Source organism: Dyella sp. 05T440 (genome assembly GCF_056395965.1).
On the sequence record NZ_JBFTKN010000011.1, the window covers coordinates 26,073 to 45,446 of the forward strand.

Annotated in this window: 19 protein-coding genes; 17 read left to right on the plus strand and 2 right to left on the minus strand. The window is 64.6% G+C overall.

Features of this window, described 5'->3' with window-relative positions:
* Nucleotides 1-22 precede the first annotated feature (22 nt).
* The gene (flgA, locus tag AC1DE1_RS14990; protein WP_477176976.1) at nt 23-712 is read right to left on the minus strand and encodes a flagellar basal body P-ring formation chaperone FlgA; all 690 of its coding nucleotides are present in this window, start codon (nt 710-712) and stop codon (nt 23-25) included.
* Complete coding sequence (locus AC1DE1_RS14995; RefSeq protein WP_477176977.1) at nt 709-2,016, minus strand: methyl-accepting chemotaxis protein; 1,308 nt, start codon at nt 2,014-2,016, stop codon at nt 709-711. The genes flgA and AC1DE1_RS14995 overlap by 4 nt, the downstream gene beginning before the upstream one ends.
* A gap of 160 nt (nt 2,017-2,176) precedes the next feature.
* On the opposite strand from AC1DE1_RS14995, the gene AC1DE1_RS15000 reads away from it, so the two are divergent.
* The 17 genes from AC1DE1_RS15000 to AC1DE1_RS15080 all read left to right on the plus strand — a co-directional run bounded on the left by AC1DE1_RS15000 (nt 2,177) and on the right by AC1DE1_RS15080 (nt 19,188).
* Nucleotides 2,177-3,106 (plus strand): chemotaxis protein, encoded by a 930-nt coding sequence (locus AC1DE1_RS15000; RefSeq protein WP_477176978.1) that lies wholly within the window; start codon nt 2,177-2,179, stop codon nt 3,104-3,106.
* Between the two features lie 1,003 nt (nt 3,107-4,109).
* Entirely contained in the window at nt 4,110-4,511 is a 402-nt protein-coding gene (flgB, locus tag AC1DE1_RS15005; protein WP_441602997.1) for a flagellar basal body rod protein FlgB, read from the plus strand.
* Nucleotides 4,511-4,939 (plus strand): flagellar basal body rod protein FlgC, encoded by a 429-nt coding sequence (gene flgC / locus AC1DE1_RS15010; RefSeq protein ID WP_477176979.1) that lies wholly within the window; start codon nt 4,511-4,513, stop codon nt 4,937-4,939. The genes flgB and flgC overlap by 1 nt, the downstream gene beginning before the upstream one ends.
* Before the next feature lie 16 nt (nt 4,940-4,955).
* Entirely contained in the window at nt 4,956-5,660 is a 705-nt protein-coding gene (locus AC1DE1_RS15015) for a flagellar hook assembly protein FlgD (RefSeq protein WP_477178551.1), read from the plus strand.
* Between the two features lie 34 nt (nt 5,661-5,694).
* A complete protein-coding gene (gene flgE, locus AC1DE1_RS15020) occupies nt 5,695-6,912 on the plus strand; it encodes a flagellar hook protein FlgE (RefSeq protein ID WP_441602994.1) in 1,218 nt (405 codons plus the stop codon).
* Nucleotides 6,913-6,918: 6 nt separating this feature from the next.
* On the plus strand, nt 6,919-7,659 hold the full coding sequence (flgF, locus tag AC1DE1_RS15025) for a flagellar basal-body rod protein FlgF (RefSeq protein ID WP_441602993.1): 741 nt from the start codon (nt 6,919-6,921) through the stop codon (nt 7,657-7,659).
* A 23-nt stretch (nt 7,660-7,682) separates the two neighbouring features.
* The gene (gene flgG / locus AC1DE1_RS15030) at nt 7,683-8,468 is read left to right on the plus strand and encodes a flagellar basal-body rod protein FlgG (RefSeq protein WP_046973171.1); all 786 of its coding nucleotides are present in this window, start codon (nt 7,683-7,685) and stop codon (nt 8,466-8,468) included.
* 8 nt (nt 8,469-8,476) lie between these two features.
* Entirely contained in the window at nt 8,477-9,160 is a 684-nt protein-coding gene (flgH, locus tag AC1DE1_RS15035; protein WP_477176981.1) for a flagellar basal body L-ring protein FlgH, read from the plus strand.
* Nucleotides 9,160-10,329 carry a flagellar basal body P-ring protein FlgI gene (locus AC1DE1_RS15040; protein WP_477176982.1) on the plus strand — a complete coding sequence of 390 codons (1,170 nt, stop codon included), beginning with the start codon at nt 9,160-9,162 and terminating at the stop codon, nt 10,327-10,329. The genes flgH and AC1DE1_RS15040 overlap by 1 nt, the downstream gene beginning before the upstream one ends.
* Nucleotides 10,329-11,315 carry a flagellar assembly peptidoglycan hydrolase FlgJ gene (gene flgJ / locus AC1DE1_RS15045; protein ID WP_477176983.1) on the plus strand — a complete coding sequence of 329 codons (987 nt, stop codon included), beginning with the start codon at nt 10,329-10,331 and terminating at the stop codon, nt 11,313-11,315. The genes AC1DE1_RS15040 and flgJ overlap by 1 nt, the downstream gene beginning before the upstream one ends.
* A 17-nt stretch (nt 11,316-11,332) precedes the next feature.
* Complete coding sequence (gene flgK, locus AC1DE1_RS15050; RefSeq protein WP_477176984.1) at nt 11,333-13,207, plus strand: flagellar hook-associated protein FlgK; 1,875 nt, start codon at nt 11,333-11,335, stop codon at nt 13,205-13,207.
* A 6-nt stretch (nt 13,208-13,213) separates the two neighbouring features.
* On the plus strand, nt 13,214-14,443 hold the full coding sequence (flgL, locus tag AC1DE1_RS15055; protein ID WP_477176985.1) for a flagellar hook-associated protein FlgL: 1,230 nt from the start codon (nt 13,214-13,216) through the stop codon (nt 14,441-14,443).
* 257 nt (nt 14,444-14,700) lie between these two features.
* The gene (locus AC1DE1_RS15060) at nt 14,701-16,128 is read left to right on the plus strand and encodes a flagellin N-terminal helical domain-containing protein (protein WP_441602987.1); all 1,428 of its coding nucleotides are present in this window, start codon (nt 14,701-14,703) and stop codon (nt 16,126-16,128) included.
* A gap of 195 nt (nt 16,129-16,323) precedes the next feature.
* Nucleotides 16,324-17,808, plus strand: a complete 1,485-nt coding sequence (gene fliD / locus AC1DE1_RS15065; protein WP_477176986.1) for a flagellar filament capping protein FliD — start codon at nt 16,324-16,326, stop codon at nt 17,806-17,808.
* Between the two features lie 16 nt (nt 17,809-17,824).
* Nucleotides 17,825-18,256, plus strand: coding sequence for a flagellar export chaperone FliS (fliS, locus tag AC1DE1_RS15070; protein ID WP_441602985.1), 432 nt, complete (start codon nt 17,825-17,827; stop codon nt 18,254-18,256).
* Nucleotides 18,253-18,552, plus strand: coding sequence for a flagellar protein FliT (locus AC1DE1_RS15075; protein WP_477176987.1), 300 nt, complete (start codon nt 18,253-18,255; stop codon nt 18,550-18,552). The genes fliS and AC1DE1_RS15075 overlap by 4 nt, the downstream gene beginning before the upstream one ends.
* Nucleotides 18,553-18,630: 78 nt before the next feature.
* Complete coding sequence (locus tag AC1DE1_RS15080; protein ID WP_477176988.1) at nt 18,631-19,188, plus strand: PilZ domain-containing protein; 558 nt, start codon at nt 18,631-18,633, stop codon at nt 19,186-19,188.
* Nucleotides 19,189-19,374 lie beyond the last annotated feature (186 nt).

A 19,374-nucleotide genomic window follows, 5' to 3' on the forward strand; every position in this document is an offset into this window, starting at 1 on the left:
TTTAATGGCTCATGCACTGCATTCAGGGTAGCGCCAGGACTTCCCCCGGGGCCGTCACCATGGCGTCGATCACCTTGCCGGAGCTGCCGTTGCGCACCTTCAGGCGCGAACCGCTGTCCCCGCCACCCAGCGCGACGCCGCTGGCGCGGACTTCGATCCCATCCAGCCGGGACACCAGTTGCACCTGGTCGCCCGCCTTCACCGCGCTGCGCCCGCCCAGTGCCGCCGGCGTGACCACCGAGCCGGCGCCCAGGGCGCGCGAGAGCGTACGCCCCTGCAGCTCTGCCATGTCGTTGACATAGCCGTAGCCCAGGCGCGTGATGTCGCGCTCCTCGCCGCGCACGTCGTCGGCGCGAACGCCGTCACCGCGCTGCAGCGGATGAGTCAGCACCAGCACCTGGCGAAACACCTGCAATTGCACGGGCACGTGCAGAGTCCAGCCATCCGGGCCCGGGCACCTTACCAGCACGTTCATGCGTGGCATCAGACGAGCGCCTGCCTGCAGGCCCGCCGTCAGCGAGGCCGGGCAGGGCGCGAGCTGCAGCGCGTGCGTATCAAGTTCAGCGGCTTGCGCCACGACGCGGCTGCCGGGCGTCTCGTACTGGCCACGCAGCCATTGCTCGGCCGCCGTACGCGCCGCCTGTGCCGGCTCCGTCGCATGGACGGGCAGCACGAAGGCGCCGAGCAGCAGGGCGGCCAGAGGATGCTTCATAGATCGGCGAGCAGTGCGTTCAGTTGGGTCAGCAGCGTTTCGCGCTCGCCTTCGAGCTGTCGCATCAGCTGGCCCGCCTGATCGAGCTGGCCATCGCATAGCAGGGTGGCAAACGTGCTGCCTTGCTCGCGCATGCGCGCGCCAGCGGCCGAGAGTGCGCCAGCGGCGGCGTTGCTGGAGCGGCCTGCAGTGAGGCGGTCGAGCGTGCGGCTGAGGGCCTGGGTGTCGAACCAGCGGCGATCGAGCGCGGCCGGCTCCTGCAGCGCCAACTCCATCGCCTGGCGCAGGCCTTGGGCGGCTTCGCGCACGGTGAGGCTGAGGCTGGCCGGATCTTCGCCACTTTCGCTCTCCAGCCAGTCCAGCGCGAGGCGATGGCCGAGCAGGGCGCCGCGGCTCAATGCTTCGGACTGGCGGGTGGCTTCCGCCGAACGACGATGCCACGCGCCCAGCGCGGCTTGCGCCGCGACGGCGCGGGCGTGGTGGACATCCTGGTTCTTCTGCATGCTGCCGATGCGCTCGCCGATCTGGCGCAGCGCTTCGCCGCTGTCGCGCAGCGAGGTTTCGGTCTGGCTGAGGCCGCCCTGCGCGCGGTCGAGGCGCTGCAGGCCTTGCTGCACATCGCCATCCAGCTGCAGCGAGAAATCACCGATGGAGCCGGTGACCGTTTCGATCTCGTTGGTGGCCAGGCTGGTTTTCTCGGCCAGCTGTTTCACTTCGTCGGCCACGACGGCAAAGCCGCGACCAGCTTCGCCAGCGCGGGCGGCTTCGATGGCGGCATTCAATGCCACCAGGTTGGTTTGGTGGGCGATTTCCTGCACCACACTGGTGAGCTTGCGGATCTGCGCCACTTGTTCGGCGAGCTTGCTCTGGTTGCGGTTCATGGCCGACAGCGCCGTGCGCAGCAGGCGCAGCTGGCCGTCGAGCTCGCTCACGCTGCGCTCGCTGGTCTCGCCGGTCTGGCGTGCATAGTCCAGGCCGGTGCCAATCTGTTGGAGGGATGTCGAGATTCCGGCACTGCCGTCCGTCAAACGGCCGACGTCGTCGCGGCTCTCCTGCGCCGACTGGTGCATGGACGCCTGCTCGCGCGCCAGCTGCTGCGATGCACCCAGCACCAGGCCCAGCTGCTCCATCGTCTGCATGGCCACGGCCACGGGCGGCCTGGCAGTGAGAACGGCCGCCAGCAGCGGCGCCAATGCCTGCGCTGCGCGCGGATGGCGGGCCGTCAGCTGTGCGACCTGGGCGCGATCACCCGCCGCGGCAGCGCGGGCAAGTTCGGCGAGGTGCTGGCTCCAGATCAGACTCATGGGTGGATCTTTCCTTCCTTTAGGGTCGCCTCCGGCATCGGCGGCGAACGTCGGAACTTGAGAAGCAAGCGACGTGCCATGGCGATGTTGCTGCTCAAGCCGATGCGCTGGCGGCCGATACGCGGGAGATAAAGCGGCTGGGCCGCGGCGAGGAATCCGCATGAGCGCGTGGATGGACAAGGTGGAGCAGCAGACCCGGCTGGCGGGTCACAACCGCGTGGCCATGCTGTTGTTCCGGATGGGCGATGAGCAGCTGTTCGGCATCAATGTATTCAAGGTGAGGGAGGTGATGCGCCGTCCTCCGATGGAGCGCATGCCCGATGCGCATCCGCTGATTGCCGGCAGTTGCGACTACCGCGGCACGACGATACCCGTCATCGATCTGGCGGTGGCGCTGGGCTACGCGTCTTTGCGCGACGTGAGCTCGGCACACCTGATGGTCACCGAGTTCAGCCGCAGCGTGCAGGGCTTCCTGGTCGCCGAGCCGCAACGGCTGGTGCATTGCGATGGCGAATCGCTGGCTGCGCCGTCGGCAGCGCTGGGCTTTGGCAGTCGCGTCAATGCCGTGACTCGCGTGGACGGCTCCTTGGTCGCCGTGGTCGACGTGGAGCATGTGCTGGCCACGCTCAATGCCAACACCACCGAATTGTCCGCGCCGATGCAGCGCATCGCGCGCGTACATGATCTGCAGCCGCGGCGGGTGATGGTGGTGGACGATTCGCTGGTGGCGCGCAACCAGCTGGTGAACCTGTTCCGCCAGATGGACGTGGAATGCGTGGTCGCCCAGGATGGCCGCGAGGCGCTGGAGCGGCTGGAGGCGCTGGCGGAAACGCAGGGCGAGGAAAGCGTGACCCTGGTGGTGTCGGATATCGAGATGCCGCGGATGGATGGTTACGCGTTGACGCGGGCGATTCGCGAAACGGCGTCGCTGCGGTCGCTGAAGGTGGTGTTGCACAGTTCGATCAGCGGGATATTCAATGAGGCGATGGTGCGCGAGGTGAATGCGGATCGCTTTGTGGCGAAGTTTCAGCCGGATTTGTTGGCGCAGACGGTGTTGGAGTTGATGCCGGAGAGGTTTGAAGGGTTTTGATTTTTGGGGGCGATGTTGCTGAGGCCGTGATCGTCGCGACTTGCTCCCTCTCCCCTTCGGGGAGAGGGTTGGGGTGAGGGGCCAATCTAGCCTCACCGTGTGGCGGTGCTGCAGTCTTCTTTTGCTCGTCATCCCGGCGTAGGCCGGAAGCGCTCTTCAACAGCCGAATGGCTGGTCATCCGGTAGCGAAAGTCTCCGGTTGTTGCCCTATCGCCAGCGTGCCGCCTACGCGGCGGGCGTTTCGTCTGCCTGCCGGCAGCCGAGTTACTTTCTCTTGCTTGCCCAAGAGAAAGTAACCAAAGAGAAGGGCCCCCCGGATGACGCGCCTTCCGGGCCTTTGGCCCTCCAGGTGCGCGTGCGGGTTGCGGGGTTTTTCGACAGGACATCCCTGTCCTGTCGAAAAACTGGCCGCATCCATGCGGCCACCCTTCGGGCTTTCCTCCACCCGCCCGCCGCGTCATACGGGGACCCCGGGTCAAGAGCCGCATCAAGAGCCGCATCAAGAGCGCACGGCCAGTCGTTGCCCGGTGTGCTTCTCTTGTGGGAGCGCACCCTGTGCGCGACAGCCCCACGGCGCGGTACGCCGCAACTCTGCGGTCGCGCACAAGGTGCGTTCCTACAAGGGGTGCGCAGATTCGTGGGTGGCGGACCAATGATGACGGTCTGCCATTTGTGGGAGCGCACCCTGTGCGCGACAAACCTACGCAGCGGTACACCCAGCGTGGCGGTCGCGCACAGGGTGCGCTCCCACAGGCAAGCGCCAGGTGTGGCGATGGCTGAGGGTTGAGACGCTTGAGAGCATGGCGTGGACACTCCTTCAGTCCATGCGTCAGGAAGCCGCTACCGCCCGCGTCGAAATTCCGACTCCCACCCGAAAACCCACTCCAAGGCCTTGCGCAAAATCCGCGTAAACCCAGCAACGGCGCGGCCTGCCAGCCGCGTTGTGAACCGTGGCACGCAAATTGCTCAAACCGTCCCGCGGCCTCCGCCGCAGGAGTGAGTGATGAGTTCGATCAACGACAACCTGTTCGGATTGCACACGCAGGCGCTTGATACGTGGCAGCGGCGCAGTGAAGTGTTGGCGAGCAATCTGGCCAATGCGGACACGCCGGGATACCTCGCGCGCGATGTCGACTTCAAGAAGGCCATGGCCAATGCGAGTGGCAACAGCAATACGCTAGCCATGACGATTACCCAGCCGGGGCAGATCAATCCGCAGGCGCAGTCGGCGCAACAACTTGCGTATCGCACGCCCACGCAGCCCTCGATGGACGGCAATACGGTGGACACGCAGGTGGAGCAGGCGAATTTCGCCGCTAACGGCGTGCACTACCAGGCCAGCCTGTCCTTTATCACGGCGCAGATCCACATGCTGCGCACGGCCATCACCGGAGGCCAGAGCTGATGTCCTTGTTCAAGATCTTTGATGTCTCCGGTTCGGGCATGGCGGCGCAGTCGCTGCGGCTGAACACGGTGGCGTCCAACCTTGCCAATGCCGACAGCGTGTCGAGCACGCCCGAAGGCGCGTATCGCGCGAAGGAGCCGCTGTTCTCGGCGGTGCAGCGCGCGATGGGCGGGGCCAAGAGCGCCGATGCGGACAGCTCGGTGGGCGTGCAGGTGAAGGGCGTGACCGAAAGCCAGGCTGACGTGCAGGCGCGTTACGAGCCGGGCAATCCGATGGCAGATGACACGGGTTACGTCTATGGCAGCAACGTCAACCCCATCGATGAGCTGGTGAACATGATCACGGCGTCGCGCTCGTACCAGAACAACGTCGAGGCGATGAATACCACCAAGCAGCTGATGCTCAAGACACTCGACCTCGGCAAGTAAGCCGGCAGGAAACCCCATGTCCACGATTCCAAGCAGCACCAGCAATACCAATACGAACAACTCGAGCAGTTCCAGCTCGAGCAGCTCGTCGAACGTGAATTCGGCGCTGTCGAGCACGATGACGCAGGCTGATTTCCTCAAGTTGATGACGGCCCAGCTGCAGGCGCAGGACCCGACCAACCCGGTCGACAACTCGCAGTTCGTTTCGCAGATGGCGCAGTTCAGCCAGTTGTCGGCCACGCAGCAGCTCGATACCGACCTCCAGACGATGAGCAGCAATGTCACGTCGAACATGCAGACCTCGCAGGTGCTGAGTTCGGCGAACCTGGTGAATCGCGATGTGCTGGTGCCGGCCGGCTCGGCCACGTTTGACGGTACTGACGCGATAAAGGGCGCCATCAATGTGACCGCCGCGAGCAGCCCTACGGTGCAGGTGCTCGATGGCAGCGGCAACGTGGTGCGCACGATTGCACTCGGCGCACAAAGCGCGGGCCTGGCGCAGTTCAGCTGGGACGGCAAGGACGATAACGGCAATACGGTGGCCAAGGGCACTTACACGCTGCAGGCGAGCAGTGGCTCGGGCAGCGCCAGCACCTCGTTGGACACCTATGTCTCCGGCACGGTGACGGGCGTGGGTTATGGCGGCAGCACGCTGGGCACGTACTTGCAGGTATCGGGCGTGGGCGGCGTGCCGCTTAGCCAGGTGGCACAGATTCTCTGACGCTACACGCGTCCACTCACACGAGGAATAGAACATGGCACTCAACACGGCGCTCAGCGGCATCAACGCTGCCCAGTCCGATCTCAACGTCATCGCCAACAACATCGCCAACGCCAACACCACCGGCTTCAAGGGTTCGCGTGCGGAGTTCGCGGACATCTTCGCGGTGACCGGCCTCAACCTCAATTCCACCGCGGTGGGCAGCGGCGTCACGCTGCAGGACGTGGCGCAGCAGTTCAATCAGGGCGACCTGCAGACCACCGGCAACAGCCTGGACCTGGCCATCAATGGCAACGGCTTTTTCGCGGTGAACAACGGCAGCGGCGTGCAGTACACGCGCGCCGGCGATTTCATCAAGAACTCCAACGGCTTCATCACCTCGCCGGATGGTTCGCGCCTGCAGATCTACCCGCCCAACGGCAATGGCGGCTTCGACATGAGCACGCTGTCCGACTTCAGCTGGCAGACCGCGCAGAGCAGCGCCACGGCGACCTCGTCGATCACCTTGTCGTCGAACCTGCCGGCCAGCGCCACCGTGCCGACCAATCCGTTCAGCACCACCGATTCGACCAGCTACAACAACGCCGCGCCGGTCACCGTGTACGACTCGCAGGGTGGCTCGCACCAGGCCACGATCTACTACGTGAAGACCGGCACCAATACCTGGAACGCCAATCTTTATGTGGACGGCCAGAGCGCCGGCACGCAGCCGATGACGTTCGACAGCACCGGCAAGCTCACCACGCCGACCACCGGCACGTTGGCCTTCAACCCGGTCAATCTCGGCAACGGTTCTTCGCCGCTGACGCTGTCGCTCAACGTGACGAATATCACTCAGTTCGGTACGGACTACTCGGCCGCCCCGATCATCCAGAACGGCTTCGAAGCAGGCACCTTGTCGGGTCTGGACATCGACGAAAAGGGTGTGGTCACGGCGACCTATTCGAACAACCAGAGCACGCAGATCGGCCAGGTGGCCATCGCCAACTTCGCCAACGTGCAGGGCCTGCGCCAGCTGGGCAATACCACCTGGGTGGCGAGCACCGATTCGGGCCCGGCCACGATGGGTACGGCGAACTCGGGCGAGTTCGGCACCATCGAGTCCGGCGAGCTGGAAAGCTCCAACACGGCCGATACCACCGCACAGCTGGTCGACATGATCCAGGCCCAGCGCAACTACCAGGCCAATGCGCAGGTGCTGTCGACCGACAACACGCTGGCGTCGTCCCTGTTCAACGCCGTCTCGCGCTGATAAGCCATGGACCGTTCCGTCTACGTAGCGATGACCGGGGCGACGCAGATCATGCGCGCCCAGGACGCGGTGAGCCACAACCTGGCCAATGCGTCCACGGTCGGCTTCAAGAGCCAGATGTCCGCGTTCCAGAGCGTGCCGGTGCTTGGCGATGGCACGCCAGCGCGTATCAATGCGGTGACCCATGGCATTGGCCAGAGCAGCGCGCAGGGTTCGCCGGTCAACACCGGGCGTTCGCTGGATATTTCGGTGCGCGGTCCCGGTTTCATTGCGGTGCAGGCGCCGGACGGTTCGGAAGGCTATACGCGTGCGGGCGATCTTCAGCTCACCGCCGATGGTGGGCTGACCGATTCGCGCGGCAACCCGGTGATGGGCAGTTCCGGGCCCATCACCATTCCGCCGTCGACGGATATCAGCGTCGGTTCCGACGGCACGATTTCAACCGTGCCGCAGGGGCAGGGCCCGAACTCGGTATCGCAGATCGACCGCATCAAGCTGGTCAATCCCGATGTCGCGCAGATGACGCAGGCTGGCGACGGCCTGATGCATATGAGCGATGGCAGCACGGCCGCCGCCGATGAAAACATCACCATCGCCTCGGGCGAGCTCGAAGGCAGCAACGTCAATGCATCGGCGGAGCTGGTGAAGATGATCGCGCTTTCGCGCCAGTACGACATGCAGGTGAAGTCCATCAAGACCTCCGAGGACAACGCCGATTCCAGCCTCAAGCTGCTGCAGTCCAACTAAGCCTGACTTACACGGAGTAACCGATGTTTTCTTCCCTGTGGATTGCCAAGACCGGCCTGGACGCGCAGCAGACGCGCATGGACGTGATCTCCAACAACCTGGCCAACGCCAACACCACCGCGTTCAAGAGTTCGCGTGCGGCGTTCCAGGACCTGATGTACCAGAACAAGGGCCAACCCGGATCGCAGACCACCGAGCAGACGCTCAACCCGTCGGGCCTGATGCTGGGCACCGGCGTGAAAGTGGTGGGCAACGAAAAGCTGTTCACCGAAGGCAACCTGACCCAGACCGGCGGCTCGATGGATGTGGCCATCCAGGGTCGCGGCTTCCTGCAGGTGAGCATGCCCGATGGCAGCGTGGCGTATACGCGCGACGGCGCGCTGCATACCGATCCCAATGGCCAGCTGGTGACCGCGGACGGCTATCCGCTCGAGCCGGCCATCACCATGCCGCCGGGCGTGCAGAACATCACCATCGGCACGGACGGCACGGTCTCGGCCACTACAACGTCGTCCGCGACGCCGCAGACGCTGGGCACGCTGCAACTGGCCGACTTCATCAATCCCGCCGGCCTGCAGCCGCTGGGCCAGAACCTTTATGTGGAGACCGCCTCGAGCGGCGCGCCGCAGACGGGCCAGCCTGCGCTCAACGGCATGGGCTCGCTGCTGCAGGGTTCGCTGGAATCGTCCAACGTCAACGTGGTGGCCGAGATGGTCAACATGATTGAAACCCAGCGCACCTACGAAATGAATTCCAAGGCGATCAGCAGCACCGACCAGATGCTGCAAGACCTGACCGACAAGATGTGAGAACCGTCATGCTGTCCTTGCGCTTCCTCAATCGGATCAGTGTCGTGGTGGCCATCGTCGGCCTCGTGGGCTGCGTCATGCCGCAGCCGCGCGACGATCACCAGTGGGCGGCCACCATGCCGGCGGAACAGACCGCGGCGCCGCCGACCGATGGCTCGATCTACCACGCCGAGCAAGGCATGGAGTTGTTCAACGATGCGCGCGCGCATCGCGTGGGCGACATCCTTACCATCTCGCTGGTGGAGAGCACGCAGGCGTCGAAGAAGGCCAGCACCAGCACCAGCAAGAAGGACACCGCCAGCATCGATGCGCCGACCATTCTCGGTCAGGGCCTGAGCATCGGCGGCAAGGTGGCCAATACCACCACCAATGGCGACCGCAGCTTCGACGGCAGCGGCGACAGCAGCCAGAGCAACCAGCTGACCGGCTCGATCACGGTGACCGTCGCGCAGCGCCTATCCAACGGCAACCTGCTGGTGCGCGGCGAGAAGATGCTCACCATCAACCAGGGACAGGAGCTGATCCGCATCTCCGGCATCGTGCGTCCGCAGGACATCCTGCAGGACAACAGCGTGCCGTCGACGCGCGTGGCGGCAGCGCAGATTGCCTATACCGGCAAGGGTTCACTGGCTGATGCGAATACGCAGGGCTGGTTGTCGCGCTTCTTCAGCTCAAAATGGATGCCGTACTGATGAACATCCGTCGCTTGCTCCCGCGCGTCTCGCTCGTTCGTCTCCGCGAACGCGTTGCATCGGCGCTAAGCAGTACGGCCATCGTGCTGTGCGCGTGCCTCTCGGTGAACCAACCGCTACATGCGGACAAGATCCGCGACCTCACCCAGGTCGCCGGCGTGCGCAGCAATCAGTTGATCGGTTATGGCCTGGTGGTAGGCCTGGATGGCAGTGGCGACCAGACCACGCAGGCGCCGTTCACCACGCAGAGTCTGGAAAACATGCTGGTGCAGTTCGGCATCACGGTGCCGGCCAATGTGCGTCCGCAGCTGAAGAACGCAGCAGCCGTCACGGTCACCGCACAGCTGCCGCCGTTCGCCAAGCCGGGGCAGGCGATCGATGTCACGGTGGCGTCGATCGGCAATGCCAAGAGCATTCGCGGCGGCGAATTGTTGATGACGCCGCTGCGCGGTGCCGACGGCAATGTGTATGCGATGGCGCAGGGCAGTGTGGTGGTGGGTGGCATCAGCGCGCAGGGCAAGAGCGGCTCCAGCGTGCAGGTGAATATTTCCGCCAGCGGTCGCGTGCCCAATGGCGCGACGGTGGAGCGTGCGGTGGCTTCCGCGTTTTCCAACGGCGGCGACCTCGTGCTCAATCTCAACACGGCCGACTTCACCACGGCGACGCGCGTGGCAGAAGCAGTCAATCGCACCTACGGCGCCGGCACCGCGAGTGCGCTCGATGGTGGCTCGGTGAGCGTGCGTGGTCCGCTCGATCCGGCCCAGCGCGTGGCATGGCTGGGCGCGATCCAGGGCATCGAAGTGACGCCGGGCGATGCGCCCGCGCGCGTGGTGGTCAACTCGCGCACCGGCACCGTGGTGATCGGACAGGAAGTGCGCGTGACGCCTGCCGCCGTGGCGCACGGCTCGATCCAGGTGACGATTTCCGAGAATCCGCAGGTATCGCAGCCGGCGCCCTTCAGCAAGGGTGGGCAGACGGTGGTGGTGCCGCAAAGCGACGTGCAGGTCAGCGAAGACGGCGGCCACATGTTCAAGTTCGGCCCGGGTACGAATCTCGACACCATCGTGCGTGCGGTAAATCAGGTGGGCGCCTCGCCCAGCGATCTGATCTCCATCCTGCAGGCGCTCAAGCAGGCGGGTGCGCTGCATGCGGAGCTGGTGGTGATCTGATGGCGATCTCGGGCGACGCTGCCAGCAGTCTGAATACCTGGACCGATCTGTCCGGGTTCGCCGCGTTGCGCCAGAGCGCGCAGAGCGACGCCAAGGCGGCGCTGCCGGCGGTGGCCAAGCAGTTCGAGTCGATCTTCACCCAGATGATGCTCAAGTCGATGCGCGACGCGAGCAGCGGCGACGGCTTGTTCGACAGCGATGCCGGCAACCAGTGGCGCGACATGTTCGACCAGCAGTTGTCGGTGCAGCTGTCGCAGGGCGGCAATGGCATCGGCATCGCGCAGATGCTGGTGCGCCAGTTGGGCGGCGCACTCGGCGGCAAGTCGGATGGCGCGACCGGCGACGCCAGTGGCAGCAAGACGGCCGGTGCGGCAGGCCTGGACGACAGCTGGCAGAAGCGCCTCAGCGACATCGCAGGTTCGGCGCGGCAGGTCGGCGAGAAGGTGCTCAAGCTGATGCCGGCCGACGCGGAAGATTTCGTGCGCCAGCTGGCGCCTTATGCGCAAAAGGCTGCGGAGAAACTCGGTGTATCGGTACGCGCGGTGTTGGCGCAGGCCGCGCTGGAAACGCAGTGGGGCCAGCACATGCCGGCGCATTCCAACGGCAATACCAGCAACAACCTGTTCGGCATGAAGGCCGGGCAGAGCTGGGGCGGCGAAAAGGTAAGCGTGCCCACGCTGGAATTCGAAGATGGCGTGGCAGTGCATCGCCGCGCGCAGTTCCGCTCCTACGACAACCCGGGCCAGTCGTTCGACGACTACGCCCAACTGATTGCCGACAACCCGCGTTATGCCAAGGCGCTCAACCATGGCGAAGACGTGGTGGGCTTCGCCCGCGGACTCGCCAGCGGTGGTTATGCGACCGATCCGTCCTATGCGCAAAAAATCGTGGCCATCGCCAATAGTCCCCAGATGCGTGACGCACTCGACGCCATCGGGCAAGCCGCCCTCAAGAAAGTCGGCGTCGCGCCGAACCCCTCCCAGTGATTGCCCCGGAATGACATATGTCTAACCTTCTCAGCATTGGTACCTCAGGGCTGAACGCCGCACAGGTGGCGTTGACCACCGTGGGCAACAACATCAGCAACGTCAACACGGCGGGCTATAGCCGTCAGACGGTGCTGCAGACCGAGGCCATCTCGCAGGCCGGCGGCAACTACACCATCGGCAGCGGCGTCAATGTGCAGGCGGTGCAGCGCGCTTACAGCGACTTCCTCACCACCGCGTTGTGGACGTCCAATTCCAGCCTGCAGCGCGCCACCACGTACAACAGCCTGGCCACCACGCTCAACAGTTCGCTCTCGGCCAGCGGCAACTTGCAGACTGCGCTGGATAACTTCTATGGCGCGTTCAGCACGGTCGCCAATACGCCAGGCGTGGCCTCGAGCCGTCAGTCGCTGCTGGGCAGCGCCGGCCAGGCCGTCACGGTGTTCAATACGCTGGGCCAGCAGCTCGCGGCGCAGCAGAGCCAGGTGAATGCGCAGATTTCGACCACGGTCGACAGCATCAACAACGTCTCGGCCAATATCGCCAGCGTGAACGCGCAGATCCATGCGGCGGGCAACAATGTTCCCAACGACCTGCTCGACCAGCGCGACAACCTGGTGCAGACGCTGTCGGGTTATCTGGGTGTGTCTGCCTATACGCAGAGCGACGGCACGGTCAGCGTGTATACCTCGAGCGGCGCGGCGCTGGTCACCGGCGACAAATCGTTTGCGCTCAAGACCGGCAACAATCAGTACGACGCCTCGCGCACCGAAGTGCTCGACAACACCGGCACCGTGGTCAGCAGCAAATTGAGCGGCGGCTCGCTGGGTGCGTTGCTCGATTACCGCGGCAACGTGCTCGACAGCGTGCAGAACCAGCTCGGCCAGGCGGCCGTGGCGCTGTCCACCAGCGTCAACACGCAGCAGTCCAAGGGCCTGGATCAATACGGCAAGCAGGGCGGGCCGATGTTCAGCGTACCGTCGCCGGCCGTGCTGCCCAGCAATCTCAACAAGGGCACGGCCAGCGTGTCGGCGAGCATCAGCGACGTGTCGCAGCTCACCGGTTCGGACTATGTGCTGAGCTACGACGGCAGCAACTGGAGCATGGCGACCACCGCCGGCCAGAGCGTGCCGATGACGGCCAACCCGGATGGCACGTATTCCGCCGACGGCATGACGCTGACGCTGTCCGGTACGGCGCAGGCGGGCGACACGTTCCAGCTGCAGCCGACGCGCCAGGCATCCACCGGCCTCGCGCTCACCATGACTGATCCCAACGGCATTGCTGCCGCAGCCGCGTTGAATGCGACGGCGGCCAAGGCCAATACCGGCAACGGCGCGATCGGCTCGGTGACGGTGACCGATCCCACCAATGCTGCCCTGCTCAGCGGCGCCACTGTCAGTTTTCCGACGTCCGGCAGCTATCAGGTGACCGACGGCTCGGGCAACGTGCTTGCCAGCGGCAGCTATGCGCCGGGGCAGACCATCAGCGCCAACGGCTGGAGCGTGACGCCGTCGGGCACACCGGCAGCCAGCGACAGCTTCAGCATCGGCGCCAACACCAACGGCCTCAACGACACCAGCAATGCGCTTGCGCTGGCCGGCCTGGCGGACAAGGGTGTGCTGGCCGGCGGCACGCAGTCGGTGATCGATGCGTACGGCACGCTGACCACCAACATCGGCACGGTGGGCAGCCAGGCAGGAAGCAACCTCACCACGCAGACCAGCCTGTTCAACCAGGCCATGTCCGCGCAGCAAAGCGTCTCGGGCGTGAACCTCGATGAAGAGGCGTCCAACATGGTCAAGTACCAGCAGGCCTACCAGGCCTCCGCGCAGGTGATTTCCACCGCGCAAACCATCTTCAGCAGCTTGCTCACCGCGATCCAGGGATAACCGTCCATGCGCCTTTCAACGAGCTGGATGTATCAGCAGTCGCTCAGCACCATGCTCAGCCAGCAGAGCGCGCTGGCGGCGACGCAGAACGAAGTCAGCACCGGCAATCGCATCAACCTGGCCTCCGACGATCCGGCCGGTGCCGGTCAGGTGGTGAGCCTCAATCATGTGATCGCGGCGAACGAGCAGTATTCGAACTCCATCGATACGGCGAACACCCGACTGAACACCGAGGCGAGCACGCTCAGCTCAGTCAACAGCGTGCTCGACAATGCACGCACGCTGGCCTTGCAGGCGGTCAACGGCACCTTGTCAGCGAGCGACCGCAACAGCATCGCCAGCCAGCTCAGCCAGATGCGCGACCAGCTCCTTCAACTGGCCAACACCACCGACAGCAACGGCAACGCGCTGTTTGCCGGCACCAGCACCACCAAGACGCCGTTCCAGTCGGATGCCAATGGCGTGGTGACTTACGGCGGCAACGATGCACAGCAACGCTCGGCAGTGGGCGCAGGCCTGCAGGTCGCCAGCAGCGATCCGGGCTCGGGCCTGTTCATGACTATTCCCATGGGTAATGGCACGTTCGAAGCCAGTGCAGGCAGCGCCAACACCGGCACCCTGGTGGTGGGCAGCAACAGCGTTACTGATCTCAATGCGTGGAATAGCGCCACGTCCAGCAGCGGCGGCGGCTACACCATCACCTTCGGCACCGGCGGCACGTGGTCGGCGACCGATGCCAACGGCAACGCCGTGCTCGACAGCAGCGGCAACCCGGTCACTGGCACGTATACCGATGGCGGCTCGATCAGCTTCAACGGCATGACCATGGCGATGAGCGGCACGCCTGCCGCTGGCGACACGGTGTCGGTGACATCCGGTGGCCAGCAGGACATCTTCAGCACGCTCACCAACATGATCAATGCGCTGCAGAGCGGCAGCACCACCGATACGCAGCTCACCAATGTGATGAGTCGCCAGATCGAGTCGATCGACCAGACGCAGTCGGCGATCAGCTCGGTGCAGGTGTCCATCGGTGGACGCCTGGACACGCTGCAACAGCAGCAGGGCGCCTATCAGGATCTCAGCGTCACCTACAAGAGCGCACTGTCGGATGTGCAGGGCGCCGATGCGTATACCGCCATCAGCAATCTGTCGCTGCAGCAGACGGCGTTGCAGGCATCGCAGCAGATGTTTGCGCAGGTGAAGTCGATGAGCCTGTTCAACTATCTGAAGTAATCGCAGCAAGCTGCGCGCAAGGCAAACATCGCAAGAACGAGAGGAGGGCTACGCAACGTTGAATGGTTGATGGGACGGCAGAAAGGCGGGCAAGGCCCGATCCAGTGCGCTCCATCACGAATTGGCATCGAACACGGCTCAAGTAATCGCAGGACGGGCCGAAAAGTTCACTGAGGCGGATGGCATCCCACGCGGAACCTGATCGCCGGCACGCATACAGCCAATTCAACCGGTCACCGGTTACGTAGGAGAAATCCATGTCTCTCGTTATCAATACCAATATCTCGTCGCTGAACGCGCAGAACAACCTGACCAAGTCGCAGAGCGCGCTGTCCACCGCCACGCAGCGTCTGTCGTCGGGTCTGAAGATCAACAGCGCCGCCGACAACGCCGCCGGCTTCGCCATCTCGCAGCGCTACACCACGCAGATCGGCGGCCTCGGCCAGGCCAGCGCCAACGCGTCGGACGCCATCAACCTGGCGCAGACCGCAGGTTCCGCCCTGGACCAGGTCACCGCCAACCTGCAGGCGATCCGCGACCTCGCGGTGCAGTCGGCCAACGGTACCTACACCGATTCGGACCGCGCCTCGATCGACCAGGAAGTGCAGCAGCGCCTGGCTGAAATCACCCGTATCGCCAACCAGACCACGTTCAACGGTTCGAACGTGCTGGACGGCTCGATGAAGACGAAGAGCTTCCAGATCGGCGCCGACGTCGGCCAGACCATCTCGGTGAGCCTGGGCACCAGCGTGAAGTCGAGCGCCATGGGCCAGGTTGCCGAAGTGGCCTCGGGCGACATCAGCAATGCGTTCAAGGGCTATACGCTCGCCGCTGGCGCGCTGAACGTCTCCGTCGACGGCGGCACCACCAACGTTGCCGTTGCTGCTGGCACCTACCACAGCGCCGGTGACCTGGCTGCCGCCATCAACACGGCTGCGGGCAGCTCGGTGGCGTCGGTTGACAGCACGACGGGCGAACTGAAGATCAACAACGGCGGCGCCGCTGCCCTGACCTTCACCGGCGCAGCTGCCACCACGCTCGGCCTGCCGGCCTCGACCGCCGCTGCCGGCACCGGTGCCTCCACGGGCGTCGTGGCCGCCACGGGCGATCTGTCGAAGGAAGGCCTGACCATCAATGGCACGGCCATCGACCTGAGCAGCGCCAAGAGCCTGCAGGACGTGTCCGACGCCATCAATGCCGCCGGTATCACGGGCGTCAGCGCGGCAGTGAACGGTGCCGGCAACGGCATCAACTTCTACTCCGCCGGTGCGCTGACGGTTGGCGACACCAAGGGTCAGATCGTCGGCGCGTCCGCTACGGACGTGAACGCCGGTGCGACCTACACCCAGGGCACCTCGGCCGCGACCGGTGGCTCGCTCGCCACGGGTAGCGTGGGCACGGTGGATTCGGCCAACGACCTGATCTCCCGCGTCGACGTCGCCCTGAAGACGGTCAGCGATTTCGCTGCCCAGCTGGGTGCGGTGCAGAACCGCTTCCAGTCGACCATCTCCACGGTGGCCGCTCAGACCACCAACCTGCAGGCTTCGCAGTCGACCATCCAGGACGCGGATTTCGCGGCCGAGACGGCCAACCTCAGCAAGGCGCAGGTGCTTCAGCAGGCGGGTATCTCGGTGCTGGCCCAGGCCAACTCCAACCCGCAGCAGGTTCTCAAGCTGTTGCAGTAACGGACGCAGGCCCGGATGCGACTCCTCCCGAGTCGCATCCACCGCGGCCGGATCTACCACCAGGCGGGTTGCCCCTCGCAGCCCGCCCGGTGTTTCGGGAGCTTCCGGCAAAGTCTTCATGCGTGAAGATTTTGCCGGGGGCTCGAAAACTTCCGCCACGGCGGAATCACTTCGGGAAACGGACAAGGTAGTGCGATGACCACGACTAGCAGCACCAGCGGTAGCAGCCTCAGCGCGTTGCTCAATTCGCTCACGTCGGCCACCAGCGGCTCCGGCAGTTCATCCTCGTCGAGCGGTTCATCGTCCGCCGGCAGCGGCACGCTCAGCGCCGCAGGCATCGGCTCGGGCCTGAACGTCGATTCGATCGTCACGGCGCTGGTGAATGCACGCAAGGCCGCATCGCAACAGCAGATCACCACGCGCACCAACCAGACGAACAGCCTGCTGGGCGGCCTGTCGTCGTTGAATTCGGCGCTGGGCGGCATCCAGACCGCGCTGGCGACGCTCAGCGCCGCCAGCACGTTCAGCAGCTACAACGCGACGCTGACCGCGCAGGGCAGCAGTAGCAGCATCGGCACCGCGACGACGATGTCGAGCGCGCATCCGGGCACCTACACCATCGCCGTAAGCCAGCTGGCCACGGCGCAGAAGCGTGCCAGCAGCCCGGTGACTTCGGGTACGGCAGTCGGCGCAGGCACGTTGAACATCACGGTCGGTTCGACCACCATGAACCTGGCCGTGTCGGCCACCGATTCGCTGTCGAGCATCGCCACGGCGATCAATAATTCCTCGTCCAATCCGGGTGTGACGGCCACCATCGTCAACGGCACGAATGGCCAGCAGCTGATGCTGAGCTCGACCAAGACGGGCGTGGCCAACGGCTTCACCGTCAGCGCCAACGCCACCAGCAGCAGCGGCCTCACCAGTCTCGCAAATACGCTCAACACACCGGGCGGTAACGAGGCGCAGGACGCCAAGCTCACGCTGGACGGCATCGCCGTCACCAGTCCCACCAATTCCGTCAGCGGCATGATGGACGGTGTGACGCTCAACCTCACCGGCACCGGCACCAACACGCTGACCGTGGCGCAGGACAATACCGCCGCCACCAACGCGATCCAGGGCTTGGTGGACGCGTACAACAGCTATGCGTCCACCGTAACGTCGCTGTCGAGCTTCGACACCACCGGCGCCAATCCTCCCGGCGTGCTGCTGGGCGACAACACGCTCACCTCGGTGCAGCGCCAGATCGCCTCCGTGTTGAGCAATTCGGTCAAGGGCAACGGCATCGGCACGCTGGCCAATGTCGGCATCACGCGCAATGCCGACGGCACCATGAGCCTGGATAAAGACAAGCTTGCCGCGGCCTTCCAGAGCAATCCCTCGGCAGTGAAGGACTTGTTCACCGGTTCCAACGGCTATGGCACCACGCTCAACACGGCGATCAATTCGTACACGCAGAGTGGCGGCATCATCGGCACGCGGATGGACAGCCTCAACAATACGTTGACGCAGCTGGGCCAGCAGCAGACCTCGCTGGACAACCGCATGGCCACGTACCAGACGCAGTTGCAGCAGCAGTACACCGCGCTCGATACGCTGATGTCCTCGCTCAACAACACCAGCACGTATCTCACCACGGCGCTTGCGCAGCTGACCAACTCCAGCTCCAAGAACTGACCTCCGGGGATCGACCATGACCTACGGCTACATGCGCAACGCCAGTGCGCTCTATCAGGAAACCAGCGCGCGCGGCAGCGTGGAAGGTGCCGACCGTCACCAGCTGACCAATATGCTGTTCGATGGCGTGATCGACCGTATCAACCAGGCGCGCGGCGCGATCCGTCGCGGCGACGTGCCGGCTAAGGGCATGCACTTCAGCCGCGCACACGCGATCGTCACCGAACTGCGTGGCAGCCTCGATCATGCGCAGGGCGGGGCGCTGGCGGGCCGGCTCGATGCGCTTTACGACTACGTGAGTCGTCGCCTGCTGCACGCGCAGCTCAATAACGACGAGCGTGCGATCGACGAAGTAGTGGATCTGCTCACCCCGGTGCGCGATGCCTGGCGCCAGATCCGCCATGATTTCCTGGCAAAACAGGGCAGCCAGCCCAGCGCGGCGGCATGAACATGGACAACGCGACGCGCGCGGTGGCGCTTGAGCTCAGCGAACGCATGCTGGCAGCCGCCCGTGAAGGCGACTGGAACGCCGTGGCGACGCTGGAGACCGAGCGCAGCGAGCAGATCGCCCGCTTGCCCATGACCGAAGCCCAGTCGCTGCCCGTGCTCAAGACCTTGCTGGCGCATACCGAAGAAGTGCGCGAATTGGCTCGACAGCAGCGCGATCGCCTGGGCGAGGATCTGGGCCAGCATCAGCATCGCCATCGCGCGCTCAGCGCCTATCTGCGCGCCGGCGTCGAATAAGCCCGGCGCCACCCGGCAGCAAGCGCGCATAATCGGGCACGGCCGCGACGTTCACCGGCCCAGCGCAACGAGGGAATCATGCAAGACGCATCCTGGCAGCAGTTTTCCGAGCGGGTGGCCTATGACGACGGCCTGCACGTGAGCTGTGCGGCCTTGACCGAGCCACTGGGCGAGCTGCAGCGCATGGCCATGCGCGATCGCAATCTCAGCGTGCTTGGCACCTTGGCCGTGTTCAACGAGCGCCGCAGCGAGGCACTGGACGAAGAGAGCCAGCTTGGCCAGGACATGCAGCGCCTGGACAGCAAGCTCAACGTGCTGATGGCCATGCTGGACCAGTTGCTTCAGCGCGACGCGCAGCTGCCGCCCCGTGTGCGTGTCAGCTTCAACGCGATTGGCGCGTTATTGCCCAAGTCCTTGTGGCCGGCTGCGCAAGAGCATGCTTTGGTGCGTCTGCACTTCGACGGATGCCTGGCCTTGCCGCTGGAACTTGCCGCGCAAGTCGTGCAAGAGCGTGATGCAGATCACATTTTTGTTGCCTTTGAATCGATGGATGAGGCGACATGTGACGCGATTGAGCGACTCGTGTTCCGCCATCACCGACGTAAAGTGGCAGAGCGTCGAGCGACCGCGACGTAGACTGCGAACCCGGTTCACAATCGTAATGTGATCGCTATCACGCTACGGAAACCCGACACGAACGTTCTTTGACGCACATCTCGAAAGGGTGTCGCACAGGGTCACCATCCCGAGCATTGCGCCTCGGGATTTTTTTTTAGCGATTTCAGTGGTCTGTGGCGTACCGCTGCGTAGTTTCCTGGCAAC

Coding starts and splice junctions, on each gene's coding strand:
- flgB (WP_441602997.1), top strand. CDS start 4,110: ATGAGTTCGATCAACGACAACCTGTTCGGATTGCACACGCAGGCGCTT.
- fliS (WP_441602985.1), top strand. CDS start 17,825: ATGACCTACGGCTACATGCGCAACGCCAGTGCGCTCTATCAGGAAACC.
- AC1DE1_RS15080 (WP_477176988.1), top strand. CDS start 18,631: ATGCAAGACGCATCCTGGCAGCAGTTTTCCGAGCGGGTGGCCTATGAC.
- AC1DE1_RS15040 (WP_477176982.1), top strand. CDS start 9,160: ATGAACATCCGTCGCTTGCTCCCGCGCGTCTCGCTCGTTCGTCTCCGC.
- AC1DE1_RS15015 (WP_477178551.1), top strand. CDS start 4,956: ATGTCCACGATTCCAAGCAGCACCAGCAATACCAATACGAACAACTCG.
- AC1DE1_RS14995 (WP_477176977.1), bottom strand. CDS start 2,016: ATGAGTCTGATCTGGAGCCAGCACCTCGCCGAACTTGCCCGCGCTGCC.
- flgG (WP_046973171.1), top strand. CDS start 7,683: ATGTTTTCTTCCCTGTGGATTGCCAAGACCGGCCTGGACGCGCAGCAG.
- AC1DE1_RS15000 (WP_477176978.1), top strand. CDS start 2,177: ATGAGCGCGTGGATGGACAAGGTGGAGCAGCAGACCCGGCTGGCGGGT.
- AC1DE1_RS15075 (WP_477176987.1), top strand. CDS start 18,253: ATGAACATGGACAACGCGACGCGCGCGGTGGCGCTTGAGCTCAGCGAA.
- flgC (WP_477176979.1), top strand. CDS start 4,511: ATGTCCTTGTTCAAGATCTTTGATGTCTCCGGTTCGGGCATGGCGGCG.
- flgF (WP_441602993.1), top strand. CDS start 6,919: ATGGACCGTTCCGTCTACGTAGCGATGACCGGGGCGACGCAGATCATG.
- flgL (WP_477176985.1), top strand. CDS start 13,214: ATGCGCCTTTCAACGAGCTGGATGTATCAGCAGTCGCTCAGCACCATG.
- flgE (WP_441602994.1), top strand. CDS start 5,695: ATGGCACTCAACACGGCGCTCAGCGGCATCAACGCTGCCCAGTCCGAT.
- AC1DE1_RS15060 (WP_441602987.1), top strand. CDS start 14,701: ATGTCTCTCGTTATCAATACCAATATCTCGTCGCTGAACGCGCAGAAC.
- fliD (WP_477176986.1), top strand. CDS start 16,324: ATGACCACGACTAGCAGCACCAGCGGTAGCAGCCTCAGCGCGTTGCTC.
- flgJ (WP_477176983.1), top strand. CDS start 10,329: ATGGCGATCTCGGGCGACGCTGCCAGCAGTCTGAATACCTGGACCGAT.
- flgH (WP_477176981.1), top strand. CDS start 8,477: ATGCTGTCCTTGCGCTTCCTCAATCGGATCAGTGTCGTGGTGGCCATC.
- flgK (WP_477176984.1), top strand. CDS start 11,333: ATGTCTAACCTTCTCAGCATTGGTACCTCAGGGCTGAACGCCGCACAG.
- flgA (WP_477176976.1), bottom strand. CDS start 712: ATGAAGCATCCTCTGGCCGCCCTGCTGCTCGGCGCCTTCGTGCTGCCC.